9 protein-coding genes are annotated in these 13,273 nt (G+C 64.4%); all 9 read left to right on the top strand.

The window, feature by feature from the left end; translation table 11 throughout:
- The first annotated feature begins 3 nt into the window (after positions 1 to 3).
- The 9 genes from LZC94_30350 (at position 4) to LZC94_30310 (ending at position 13,245) form a co-directional block, all read left to right on the top strand.
- Complete coding sequence (locus LZC94_30350) at positions 4 to 1,155, top strand: GNAT family N-acetyltransferase (GenBank protein WXB12142.1); 1,152 nt, start codon at positions 4 to 6, stop codon at positions 1,153 to 1,155.
- 202 nt (positions 1,156 to 1,357) lie between these two features.
- Positions 1,358 to 3,604 (top strand): GH92 family glycosyl hydrolase, encoded by a 2,247-nt coding sequence (locus LZC94_30345; protein WXB12141.1) that lies wholly within the window; start codon positions 1,358 to 1,360, stop codon positions 3,602 to 3,604.
- Positions 3,605 to 4,368: 764 nt separating this feature from the next.
- On the top strand, positions 4,369 to 6,849 hold the full coding sequence (locus LZC94_30340) for an FkbM family methyltransferase (GenBank protein ID WXB12140.1): 2,481 nt from the start codon (positions 4,369 to 4,371) through the stop codon (positions 6,847 to 6,849).
- Positions 6,849 to 7,721, top strand: coding sequence for a 3-hydroxyacyl-CoA dehydrogenase NAD-binding domain-containing protein (locus LZC94_30335; protein WXB12139.1), 873 nt, complete (start codon positions 6,849 to 6,851; stop codon positions 7,719 to 7,721). The genes LZC94_30340 and LZC94_30335 overlap by 1 nt, the downstream gene beginning before the upstream one ends.
- Before the next feature lie 15 nt (positions 7,722 to 7,736).
- Positions 7,737 to 7,982 (top strand): phosphopantetheine-binding protein, encoded by a 246-nt coding sequence (locus tag LZC94_30330; GenBank protein WXB12138.1) that lies wholly within the window; start codon positions 7,737 to 7,739, stop codon positions 7,980 to 7,982.
- Positions 7,979 to 9,160 (top strand): acyl-CoA dehydrogenase family protein, encoded by a 1,182-nt coding sequence (locus LZC94_30325; protein ID WXB12137.1) that lies wholly within the window; start codon positions 7,979 to 7,981, stop codon positions 9,158 to 9,160. The genes LZC94_30330 and LZC94_30325 overlap by 4 nt, the downstream gene beginning before the upstream one ends.
- Positions 9,157 to 10,302: an HAD-IIIC family phosphatase gene (locus LZC94_30320; protein WXB12136.1), complete on the top strand. Its 1,146-nt coding sequence runs from the start codon at positions 9,157 to 9,159 to the stop codon at positions 10,300 to 10,302. The genes LZC94_30325 and LZC94_30320 overlap by 4 nt, the downstream gene beginning before the upstream one ends.
- Positions 10,303 to 10,505: 203 nt before the next feature.
- Positions 10,506 to 11,309: a hypothetical protein gene (locus LZC94_30315; protein ID WXB12135.1), complete on the top strand. Its 804-nt coding sequence runs from the start codon at positions 10,506 to 10,508 to the stop codon at positions 11,307 to 11,309.
- Between the two features lie 379 nt (positions 11,310 to 11,688).
- Positions 11,689 to 13,245 carry a serine/threonine protein kinase gene (locus LZC94_30310; GenBank protein ID WXB12134.1) on the top strand — a complete coding sequence of 519 codons (1,557 nt, stop codon included), beginning with the start codon at positions 11,689 to 11,691 and terminating at the stop codon, positions 13,243 to 13,245.
- The last annotated feature ends 28 nt before the right edge of the window (positions 13,246 to 13,273 follow it).

Raw genomic sequence — 13,273 nt, 5'->3', positions numbered from 1 at the left:
CGCGTGCACTGCCGACTCGTTACGAGCCTGGCCGAGCTCGATGCGATGCGCGAGGACTGGGAAGCACTCCTCGCGCGCAGCGACTCGAATGAACCGACCCTCAGCCCGCTATGGCTACTTGCATGGTGGCGAATCTACGGCGGCGAAGGAAACCGAGCGCTGCGCGTATTTGCATTCTACGAAGGCAAGCGTCTGGTCGGGCTGGTCCCGCTCCTTCAACGCGACACGCTCTATCGTCGGGTGCTGCCCTTTCGCCGTCTCGAGCCGCTCGCGTCCGGTGAGGACGAGGCCGACGAGACCTGCTCGGATTACCTCGGCCCCATCGCCGAACGCGGTCGCGAAGAAGCGGTGGCGCAAGAGTTCGTCGTGGCGCTGGCGAAGGGGGCCGCCGGTCCGTGGGACGAGATCCTCCTCCCCTCGATGAGCGCCGACTCGCCGTTCACCCCGCTGCTCGCGCGCAAACTGAACGCCATCGGCGCAAAGGTGTACGTGCAAACGTCGGCCTCGTGCCCCTTCGTGCCGCTCCCGCCCACGTGGGACGAATACCTGCTCGCGCTCTCCTCCAAACATCGCTACACGGTGCGCCGCGCGCTCCGCGACTTCGAAAAAGAGATGGGCGCCCCGCCCGTGCTCGACGTCGTATCGCGCCGCGAAGATCTGGAGCCTACCTTCGATACGCTCGTAGAGCTCCACGCGGAGCGCTGGAAAGAGGGGCATGGCGGCGTCTTCGCGTCCGCTCGCTTCAGCGCATTCCACCGCACCATCGCGCCGGCCTTGTTCGAACGCGGCGCGCTGGATCTGGGGCTACTGCGCGCAGACGGGCGGCCCATTGGGGCCTTTTACAACTTCGTTTGGAACGGCAAATCGTACTTCTATCAAAGCGGTCGCGCGCTCGACGTGCCCCGGGGCGTGGCCATCGGCATCGTGATGCACGCGCTCTTGATTCGCCGCGCCATCGAGCGCGGCCTTCGCGAATACGACTTCTTGGCCGGTGCCAGCCGCTACAAGTTGGACCTGTCGCCCGCGGTCCGGCACCTGGTGACCATCCGCGCCGCGCAGCCGCGCCTCGTCGAGCACGCGCGGCGGACCACCGAGTCGGCCATTCGCCACGTGCGCACCCTCCGTCACGCGCTCCGTACGGAAGAGTCGATCTAATCGACTCTCCGCGACGGATCGCGCCATATCGCGGAGCGACGCGCGCGTCCGATCGCGCCATATCGCGCGCAGCGGCGCGTGCGTCGGAACGCGGCCATATCGCGCGGAGCGACGCCCGTTCGCCGTGAACTGCGAGATCCCACATGGTCGAAGACGGCCGAATGGACGGGCACGGGTGCGTTCATCGATCTAAAGTGCGCGCATGCGCGGATATCTAACACCGTTCGTACTGCTCTTCGTCGCCTGTAGCTCCGGCTCCTCCGAGAATACGGACTTCGCATCGTCCGAAATCATCGAGGGGCTTCGTTTCCGCACGAACGTGGATCGTGTCAATCCCATGATCGGCACCACGGGATTGGATCCGAGCGAATACGGCGGAATGATCCCGAGCGTCGCGCTCCCGTTCGCCATGACGCGGTGGACACCGATGACGCGGGAAAACTACGTCAGCCGTCTTCCGTATCACCATGACGATCGCAAAATCCGAGGCTTCATGGGCACCCACCAGCCCGCGATCTGGATGGGCGATTACGGTTACGTGGTGGGCATGCCCGGCATCGGCGATGTGAGGGCAGGCGCCGAAGCGCGGAGTCTGCCATTCCGGCACGAGGATGAGATCGCGACACCGTACCAATACTCCGTCACCATGGACGCCGGGGCGGGGCAGAGCGTGAAGGTGGAGCTCACGGGCACGTCGCGCGTGGGGTTCATGCGATTTACCTATCCAAAGGGCGCCCAGGCGCACTTCGTCCTCGAGGCCACGCGCGCGAACATCACGGGCAACGTGCGCATCGACGCCGCGAAGCGCGAGATTACCGGCTACAATCCGGACCGTCAGGACGATAAACTGGGCCCGTTCAAGGCGCCCGGCTTCAAGGGCTATTTCGTCGCGCGCTTCGACACGTCGTTCGAGAGCTTCGGCACGTCCACCGGCGAGGCCTTGCACGAGGGCGAGATCGACCGCACCAGCGACGCGGCCTGCGCCTATGTGCGCTTCCCGGCCGGAACGCGCAAGGTCGAGGTGCGGATCGCGTCGTCGCTCATCTCGGTGGAGCAGGCGCGGGACAATCTGGACCGCGAGATCGGCGATGGGCGGCGGTTCGAATCCGTTGCGTGGGCAACGAAAAAGGCGTGGAGCGACAAGCTCGATCGCGTGGACATCACGGGCGCGACGGACGACCAGCTGGCGACGTTCTACACGGGCATGTTCCACGCGCTGCAGTACCCGTCGGAGGCGTCGGAGTACGGGCGCTATTACAGTGCATACGACGATAGGGTGCACGAGGGGGAGAGCTACACCAGCTATTCGCTCTGGGACACGTTCCGGGCGGAGAACGCCTTTTTGACCTTGTTCGCACCGGAGCGCATCGACGGGATGATGACGTCGATGCTCCAAGACTACCGCGAAGGCGGTTGGCTGCCGATGTGGAAGAACCCTGCCGAGACGAACATCATGGTGGGCACGAACGCCGACTCGCTCATCGCGGAGGTGATCAACAAGGGCTTCACCGGCTTCGATTTGAACCTGGCCTACGAGGCGGTCCGCAAGGACGCGATGCAGCCGCCGGACCGAGATACGGAGCTGAAATACCGCGACCGCGAGGAAGGAACGCCGGTCGAGGCCCGCGCGGGCCTGACGTGGTACAAAGAAAAAGGCTGGGTGGCGGCCGATCGCACCGCGGAGTCGGCGTCGCGCACGCTCGATTATGCGTACGAGGACTGGGCGGTGGCGCAAGTCGCCAAAGCCGTCGGCAAAGACGAAGACGCGGCGTTCTTTTTGGAGCGGAGCAAGAGCTACCGGAATGTCTATCATGCAGGTACGGGGTTCATGCGGGCGCGCAACTACGACGGCTCATGGGCCGACGGCGGGTGGACCGAGGGCAACCAGTGGGTCTACACCTTCGACGTGATGCACGACGTGCCCGGGCTCATCGCGCTCGAGGGTGGGAACGCCGCATTTACGGCGCTGCTCGATCGGCATTTCGGCGAGGGGCACAACAACCATACGAACGAGCCGAGCCATCATATTGCGTATTTGTACGACTATGCGGACCAGGCCTGGAAGACGCAGGAGCGGGTTCGGGAGATCGCGGAGTCGAACTATTTCAATCGGCCAGACGGGTTGAGCGGAAACGACGACTGCGGGCAAATGTCGGCTTGGTACATTCTTTCCTCCATGGGGATTTATCCGGTCAATCCGGCGTCGGGGGAATATGCGGTGGGGAGCCCGTTCTTCGAGACCATGACGATCCGCTTGCCGGGCGCGCACCGGCCGCTGGTGATTTTGGCGCCGCGGAATTCGGCGCAGAACAAATACGTGCGGGCGGCCTGGCGCGATGGGAGGCGTATGGTGGCGCCGTTCTTGAAACATGGCGACATCGCGCGCGGGGGCGTGCTTTATTTCGATATGGCGGACGAGCCGCGTCCGTGGGGTGGCAAGGATGATTGATTGAGCCGGCGCGCGTCGGCCGCCGCTCGATGCCGAGGGCAACGCGGACCGCGCCCAACGTGCGCTTCGGGCCCCCGTCGCGCGAAGCCTCCGGGGCAACGCGCGACGAGGCCGGCACGTTCAACTAGGATCCTTCGATGAGCGCCGCGTCCCGCTTCGTTCATCGTCCTCGGGCGGACGGGACGGGGTGCGCACGGTTCCTTCGCGGTGTTGTTCCGGCTCGCGTTGCTCGTGCACGTCGTCTTTTCCGGTCTTCTTGAGGATTTCTCGTTTGGCAGATTCTTCCTTGGGTTCCGGTTTTGCCTGATTCGTATTCATGTGCAGCGGCTACGCAATGCGTGTGCCGATCGAGGCTGGCTGCGTTCAGGCCGGACCAGGGACGCGTTGAGGAGCTCGAGCCGCGGGCTCGGTGCCGTATGGAGAGCACAAGGTGGCGTGATGTCGATCAGCTGGGGCAGTCTGGCCACGAAGGGCATCTATCCACGATGGCGCGGTTGGCCGGACGGCTGTCGTGTATTGCGCATTCCTCCCCTCGCCACACCGCCCGAGCTCGTCGCGCGCGTTGGTCGCGGCGAAGACGATGGCACGAAGCTTTCAGTCGCTTCGAGTGATGGCGGGCGGTGCAATGCGTGAGGCCTTCGCGAAGGCGGGACTCTTTGCACGATAGGTGTCATCTTGATGGCGGCAGGTCTTTTGTCTGCGCCGCCGACGAGCGTTCGGCGTATGGATAAGAGCTTGTTCGTGGATACCGAGAAGGAAACTGCATGACCGCGAATCCAAATTTCGACATGGAAGATGCCTCGAGCCCTGTGCAACTGGCGCTGCTCACGGCCCCCAATACGACCGATCTCGCCACGGGGTTTGCCGCGGTTTACGAGCAAATGGCGCAATCTGTGAAAGTCGATGCGCTCATTCGCATTCATGCGACAGGGTCGCAAACGAACGGACATCGCGGTGCGCTTCTTTTCGATTATGCCAAGCGCGCCATCGCCTTGCGCGAGTCCTCGGCGATTGACGAATTGGCGCGGTCGGTCGCGTTCTTGTTTCCAGGTTTGGGCGATCATTACATCGGGATGGGCCTCGACCTTTATCGCGCGCTCCCTATCTTCCGGAATGAGGTCGACCGATGTGCCGAGCTCCTTCGTCCGGAGCTCGGGGTGGACATTCGCACGGTCATGCACCCGAGTGGAACCCATGATGACGCCGCCCAGGCATCGCCCAAAGGAGGGCTCGATCTTCGACGGATGCTCGGACGCGACGGCCGCGCGCCTACCCCGGACGAGGCCCGGCTGAATGAAACACCAAACGCGCAGCCGGCGCTCTTCGTCATCGAGTATGCGCTGGCCAAACAATGGCAAGCGTGGGGCGTGAACCCCGCGTCGATGATGGGGTACAGCCTCGGCGAATACGTCGCGGCTTGCCTCGCGGGCGTTCTTTCGCTCGAGGACTCCTTGACCTTGGTCGCGCGGCGGGCGCAGCTGATCGCGTCGCTCCCGGCCGGCGCCATGCTCGCGATCATGCTCCCGGAGCAGGAGATCGCGCCGCTGCTCGGCGAGCACCTCTCGCTCTCCGCCGTGAACGGGCCGGAGTTCTGCGTGGTGGGGGGCCCGCCCGAGGAGGTGGATTCGCTCCAAAAGCGACTCCGCGAACGCGGCACCGCCGTCCGCCGCGTGCAATCGTCGCACGCGTTCCACACGAAAATGATGACCCCCATCGCCGACCCCGTGACCCGGCTGGTCGCGGGCTTCACCCGCCACCCTCCGCGCATTCCCTATGTCTCGAACGTAACCGGCGCGCCCATCACCGCCGCCGAGGCGACGGATCCCGCCTATTGGGCAAAACACCTCTGCCAGCCCGTGCGCTTCGCCGAAGGTCTCTCCGCGCTCGCGACCCTCACCGCGCGCACCCTGCTCGAAGTCGGTCCCGGTCAAACCTTGAGCAGCCTCGTTCCGCAGGGCGAAGGGCGCACCGTCCTCCCCTCGATGCGCCACACCTTCGATCCCGAGCCGGACACCTCGGTCCTCCTCAAGGCCGTGAGCCGCCTCTGGCTCAGCGGCGCCGCCGTCGAATGGGAGCGATTCCCCCAGGCCGCCCTCGACCCGGTCGATCTGCCGCGCGCATCGCCCTCCGCGGCCGCATCATCCGACCTTGCATTATCCAGCACCGCATCGGCCAATGCCGCGCCGCCCAGCACCAAAACGGAAAAGGAGCTCGCGCCCATCTGGCGAACCTTGCTCAAGTGCGATGTCGCGACCACGGACGCGCATTTTTTCCGATTGGGTGGAAACTCCTTGGTCGCCACCCGGCTCATCGATCGCATCGCGCGCTCGTTCCGGGTGAGGTTCCCGCTCCGGCGCGTCTACGAATCGCCGACCCTCGACGCGATGGCCGCCGATATCGACACCTTGCGCGGCGGCGGAGCGCTGGCCCCGCGCGCCCGCGCCGAGGCGGACAAACCGCTCTTCCAGCTGCCCAACGGGCTTCGTGTCGCCCATCAAAACGAGGCCGAGACCCTACACTTCTACGACGATATTTTCGAGCACCGCTCGTACGTCAAGCACGGCATTCGTATTCCCGACGGCGGCTGCGTGCTCGACGTGGGCGGCAACATCGGCCTCTTCACCGTGTTCGCACACGGCGAGGCGAAGGACGTGCGCATCTTCACCTTCGAGCCGGCGCCGCCGCTGGTCCAGATCATCCGGCGCAACGTGCAGCAACATGGCATTCGCGCCACCGTCTTCGACTTTGGTTTGTCCAATCGGGAGCGCTCGGCGCCGTTCACCTTTTATCCGCATAGCGCCGGCATGTCCTCCTTCCACCCGGACGATGCCGAAGAGCGACGCAACCTCAAAGCCATCATGGACAATCAGCGCAAGGGCGGCGACGCCAAGGCCGGCGAGATCGGCGCGCACGAGGCCGAGCTCCTCGACGTGCGCTTCGCGACCGTCACCTTCGACGCCAAGCTGCGACGCTTGAGCGACGTCTTGCGCGAGCACGCGATCGAACGGGTCGATTTGATGAAGGTCGACGTTCAAAAATCCGAGCTCGAGGTCATCGAAGGCATCGAGGAGGCCGATTGGCCGAAGTTCTCGCAAATCGTCCTCGAGGCGCACGACGAGAATGGCCGCGTGGGAGCGCTCACCGAGCGGTTCGAGCGCCATGGTTTCACCGTCATCGCCGAGCAGGACGCGCTCTACGCGGGGACCAATATTTACAATATCTACGCCATTCGCAGAGGACACTGATGGAATCGACATCGAAGCTGGAGTTTCCCACGGTCGGCGTCGTCGGCGCCGGGGTGATGGGCGCGGGGGTCGCGCAAGATCTCGCGCAGACCGGGCACGACGTGGTGCTGGTCGACGTCTCCGGCGCGGCGCTCGATCGCGCCCGCAAGGAGATCCGCAATGGGCTGCGCGCGTACGCCTTGTTCGGCAAGTCGAAGGAGAGGCTCGACGCCAAGGCGATCCTCGAGCGCATCACCTTCACCACCGACTACCCGCTGCTCGCCAAAGCCGATTTCGTGATCGAGAACGTCACCGAAAAGTGGCCCATCAAAAAAGAGGTTTACGAGCGCATCGATGGCATTTGCCGGCCCCACGTCGTCTTTGCCGCCGACACCTCGGCGATTTCCATCACCCGCATCGGCTCCGCCACCAAGCGCCCTTCGCAGGTGCTGGGCATGCACTTCATGAACCCCGTCCCCTTGAAGCCTTTGGTGGAGGTGATCCGCGGCTTTCACACCACCCCCGAGACCCTCGATACCGCCAATCGGCTGCTCGGCGAGATGAACAAAACCTCCGTGGTGGTGGAGGACATGCCGGGCTTCGTCTCCAACCGCGTGCTGATGCTCACCATCAACGAGGCCATCTTCCTCGTGCAAGACCGGGTGGCCAGCGCGGCCGACGTGGACAAGATCTTCAAGGGCTGCTTCGAGCACAAAATGGGGCCGCTGGAGACGGCGGATCTCATCGGGCTCGACACCATCCTCTACTCGATCGAGGTCCTCCACGAGAGCTTCGACGATGACAAATACCGCCCTTGTCCGCTGCTGAAGAAGATGGTGGACGCCGGGCTCCACGGCCGCAAATCGGGCCGCGGGTTCTACAACTACGATTGACGGCAGGCAAAAGCGATGAGCGAAGACCCGAAAACGAAGATCACCAACTACCTCGCCAAGTTCTTCCCGGCCCACGCGATCGCGGACGAAGACGACATCTTCAAGCTCGGATTCGTCAACTCCATGTTTGCCATTCAACTCGTCAATTTCTTGGAGCACGAGTTCGGCATCGAGATCGACAACGACGACATGGAGCTCGACAACTTCCGATCCATCCGCGCCCTGACCGGCCTGGTGCAGCGCAAATCGAAGGCCGCATGACCCTCTCCCTATCCCCCGAGCAAGAGGCCGCGCGCCTCGCGTTCCGCGCCTTCGTCGACGAGCACATCGCGCCGTTCGCGGATGAATTCCATCGCGCGCAGCGCACGCCCCCGGAGCTCGTCGGCCAGCTGGCCGAGCGCGGATATTTGGGACGAACGATCCCCAAAGAGTACGGCGGGGGAGGGGCCGACGCCGTGACCCTCGGGCTCTTGGCCGGTGAGCTCGGGCGCGGGTGTTCGTCGGTGCGGAGCCTCTTGACGGTTCACACCATGGTCGCGCAGGCCATTCTTCGCTGGGGGAGCCGCGCGCAGAGAGAGACGTGGCTCCCGCAGCTCGCCTCCGGCGCCCGCATCGGGGCGCTGGCCCTCTCGGAGCCCGACATTGGAAGCGACGCCAAGAGCGTGCGCACCCTCCTGCGACCGGACGGCGACGACATCGTCGTGACCGGCCATAAGAGCTGGATCACCTACGGCCAGGTGGCGAGCCTCTTTCTGCTCTTCGGCCGCACGGAGGAGGGGCCCACTGCCATTTTGGTCGAGCGCGAGCGCCCGGGGTTCGAGACCTCGCCCATCCTCGACTTGATGGGCATTCGCGCGTCGATGACCGCCAGCGTTCGCCTCCGGGATTGCCGCGTTCCGGCGACCCATATCGTCGGCCGGCGCGGGCTCGGGATCTCGCAGGTCGCCTCGATGGCGCTCGATTTGGGCCGCTACACGGTGGCTTGGGGCTCGGTGGGCATCCTCCGCGCTTGCCTGGAGGCGTGCGTGGCCTATACCGGCCATCGCGAACAATTCGGTGTGTTGCTCAAAGAGCACCAACTCGTGCGGCACATGGTGAGCGACATGTACACGGCGCTCCACGCGTCCGAAATGCTCTGCATGGAGGCCGGGCGCCTGCGCGACCGCAAAGATCCGGGGGCGCTCGCGGCCACCTCCGTCGCCAAGTATTTTGCCTCGACCGCGGCCGTGCGCGCGGCGGGCGACGCCGTCCAGCTGCACGGCGCCAATGGGGTGAGCGGCGATTATCCGCTTCAGCGCTATTTGGGTGACGCGAAGATCATGGAGATCATCGAGGGCAGCTCGCAAATCCAACAGATTACCCTCGCCGAGTACGCCTATCAGGAGTACGCCGGCGCGGTCCGCGCCATGGGGGGAACGGCATCGTGGAGGAAGCCATGACGACGCAAATCGACGATAGTGCCATCTCCGGCGCCACCGGAGAGCCCCAAGCGCCAAAGGACAAAAAGAAGAACATCAAGTGCATCGTTTGGGATCTGGACAATACCTTGTGGGACGGCGTGCTCCTCGAGGACGCACGGGTCACCTTGCGCGAGGACGTCGCCCAGGCCATCCGCGTCCTCGACGCGCGCGGCATCCTCCACTCCATCGCCAGCCGCAACGATCCCGCGGTCGCCATGGCCAAGCTGCGTGAATTCGGCATCGACGAATATTTCCTCTATCCGCAAATCCACTGGGATAGCAAATCGCAATCCATCGCCGCCATTGCGCGCTCGTTGAACTTCGGTATCGACGCCATCGCCTTCGTCGACGACCAGCCCTTCGAGCGCGACGAGGTACGCTTCGCGCACCCGGAGGTGCGGTGCATCGACGCGGCCGACGCGGCCTCCATCCCGAGCTTGCCCGAGATGAACCCGCGCTTCATCACCGACGATTCCCGGGTGCGGCGCAAGATGTACCAGGCCGATATCGAGCGCAAGACGGTGGAAGAGTCCCATCGCGGAAGCCTCGACGAGTTCCTCGCCTCCCTCGGCATGCACTTCGTCATCGCGCCTGCCCAAGAAGACGATTTGAAGCGCGCGGAGGAGCTCACCGTGCGCACCAACCAGCTCAACGCGACCGGCTACACCTATTCGTACGACGAGCTGAGTGCATTTCGAACGTCGCCCCATCACGATTTGCTCATCGCCGGGCTGGAGGACAAATACGGCACCTACGGCAAGATCGGCCTCGCCCTGGTGGAGCGCTCGGGCCGCATCGCCGGCGCGCCCGCGTCACCCACGTCTCCCGAGCCGGAGGTATGGACCCTCAAGCTTCTCTTGATGTCGTGCCGGGTCATGTCGCGTGGCGTGGGGACCGTCTTGCTGAACCACATCCTCCGTCGCGCGCAGAAGGCCGGCGCCCGTTTGCGCGCGGAGTTCGTGCCCACCGATCGCAATCGGCAGATGTACATCACCTACAAGTTTGCGGGGTTCCGCGAGGTCGAGCGGGATGGCACCAAGCTCGTTCTCGAGAACGACTATTCCAACGTTCAGAGCTTCCCCCCGTACATCACCATCACCTCCGTCGACGAGGCCCCTTGAAGCGCAATCGGCGAGGTGAATGGGAGTCCCTCCTTGCTGTCTGCAAGTGTGTAGAAATGTATTGCAACGCTTTGCGGCAATCGCGGACGAATCACTAGCTCAGCCTTCGATTTTTCGACGCTCGGGTGCGCCGCTCCGGCGCACGCGAGGTATGCTCGCGGGCGGTACTTCGCCCTGCGCGGGATACCCTTTGCGGAGAGTCGATGATGCAACCGTACCTCATCGCGGGTGTATTCGGCGTGCTCCTCACCGTTGCATTTTACGAGGGCCGAAGCGCGCTGAATCGATCGAGTCATCCGGGCCCCCGTTCCGAGGAGGCAGCGCGGCGCGATGGCGCGTGCGAGACGGATGACTCTGCGCGCCAAGAAATCGCGGACTCGCTGATGCGCTGCCAGGATCGTTTGGCGCAGCGCGAGGCGCTCACGTCCACGGCGAGCGCGCCGGACGAGGCCCCCGCCATCCTTCCTCCATCCCCGCCACCGTACGAGGGCGATCGCTTCGATCCGACCACCGACGAGTGGAAAAAATTGGCCGAGGAAGGGCGGGTGAAGCTGAGCAGGCCATGCACCATGGCCGAGGGTTGGGTTCCGAGCGAGGACGAGCTCCGCACCGTGGGGCTTGGCCCGAACGATGCCCAAGCCATCGCCGATGTTTACAAAGCAGCCACGGCGCGCTCCTGGGAGGAGACGCAAAAGCACTGCGCGGAGTGGCTGGGGGTCGACCATCGGGTGGTCGAGCGAATCGGCGCGGCCATGTGCGAATCGATGCTCGATGTGGCCGCGCAGAAAGACGAGGGCGTCTTTCGCCGCGTGGCCGAGGTCCGGGCCGGCCGCCGCTCCGAAACCAACCTCCCTCCGGTCGAACGCTACTACCTCGCTCGAACCAAGGAGCTGAAAGAGTTCGAGAGCGATCTCGCCAAGCGCGTCGGAACCGACGCGACCCGCAAGATCACCGAGTCGACGACGTTTTGCATGTACCGCGAGGTGTGGCCCGAGCTGGGACGTTAGTTGCACCCGCAGCTGCCCGCGGCGAATCGATCGACAATCCTCCTTCCACATCGATGAAACGTCCGTTCGCTGAATCCATATCGATGAGGGCACGAACGGCCACGTCGATGCGTGGCGCGATCGGCAAGAGCGATGAGGGCGCGATTGGCGCGGCGATGGAGAGTACGAACCGTAAGGACGGTAGCTCGCGGTGAAGTGACTCGAAAAGAATCGCGCCCGCGTGAAAAAGTGAACCCGCGACGCGACGGTCCGCCGGCAATACTCTTGACCTTGGCGGAGATGTACGTAGCTTCGTCAAAAGGGGCGTAGTTTTGGTGTTTTCGTGGATGCCGGGAGTCGTTCGATAGTTGGTTGATGTCATCAGGGCGGGGGGAGTCCGATGTCGGAGAGTGCGGCTTCGGAGCAGATGATCGGGAAGTATCGACTCATCGCCGATCTCGAGCACGGCGGGATGGGGAACGTTTACATCGCGATCGCCGAAGGGCCGAGCAGCTTCAGCAAGGTGGTGGTGCTGAAGGAGCTCAAACCGGAATTTTCGCGCGACCACGATTTCGTGGCGATGTTCTACGAGGAGGCGCGGGTCGCGCTGCGGCTGCATCACCCGAACATCATCCACACCTACGAGGTCGGCAGGGAAGGTGACCATCACTTCATCGCGATGGAATACCTCAGCGGCCAGGCGCTCTCGCGGATATTGCAGCTTCGCTATCTCGGATTTAGCTTGAATATGTATTTGCGCGTCCTCTGCGAGGTGCTGCGCGCGCTCGAATATGCGCACTCGCTCACGGATCTCGACGGCACGCCGATGGCCCTGATCCACCGCGACGTGAACCCGGACAACGTTTTCGTCACCTACGACGGTCAGATCAAGCTCCTCGACTTCGGCATCGCGAAGGCTCGAAACTCCCGGTTGAAGACGCGCGTCGGCGTTCTGAAAGGAAAGCCGCGGTACATGGCCCCCGAGCAGGTCACCGGCGAAATGACGGTGCGCACCGATTTCTTCGCCGTCGGGGTGATGATCTGGGAAGCGGTCACCGGTCACTCGATGTGGTACCAAAAGACCGATACCGAAATTCTCTCCATGCTCGCGCAAGGGCGCCTTCCGTCCCTTCGACTCGAAATGCCGCGCGCGCCGTCCGACCTCGCGCGCATTTGCGACAAGGCGTGCGCCGTGCGGCCCGAAGATCGTTACGCGTCCGCCGTCGAGTTCTTGGACGATCTCGAGGGCTACCTTCGCCGCTCCCCAGACCCCGTCATGGTCCGAGACGTCAGCGCGCGCATCTCCGAAATGTTCGCCGAGGAGCGCGCCGAGAGGCGCGAAATGCTCGGCAACCACCTCGGCGCGATTCGAACGAGCGCCCCACCCGTATCCACCGTCCTGCGCGCCGCCCGCTTCACACCGCGCGAAAACGCCGTCGACAGCAAACCGCGCATGCGCCTCCGCATGCTCCCCAGCGGCACCGCCGCCACCGAGCTCGCGCCATCCGTTCTCCCACCCCGGCGCCCCTGGTTGCGGATCCTCGCGTTCACCGTCGCATTGGCGTTGGCCTATGTGCTCGTTCGCCCCTACGTGACGGCCAACGTCTCCCTCGAGCCCGTACCCGCCCCCGTCAAGGCGCCCCTCGCCAAGGCTCCACCCGCCGTCAAATCGCCGCCCCCATCGGCCGCTCCCGCGGTGTCCGCGTCGGCATCCGCATCGGGGCAAACGCCTGCATCTGCGTCCACGTCCGCATCTGCGTCCACGCCCACGTCTTCACCGCCATCCGTAAAGAATACGGCCGCCGCCGCCGTTCCGGCGCGCCCCCATCGCCCGCCCGCAAAGCCGCAACGCGCGCCCGCCTCGTCACCGGCGAGCGCCTCGAGCGCGCCCGTGTCGTGCGATCCTCCGTTTTACTTCGAGGGAACGAAAAAGACGTACAAGCCGGAGTGCATCTGAACGTGTCGCTTCAATCCGCGTGGTGCAT

The organism is Sorangiineae bacterium MSr11954 (assembly GCA_037157815.1).
Lineage (GTDB): Bacteria > Myxococcota_A > Polyangia > Polyangiales > Polyangiaceae > Pendulispora > Pendulispora albinea.
Note: the sequence above shows the minus strand (reverse complement) of the source record. Positions and strands in the feature narration are given on the sequence as shown.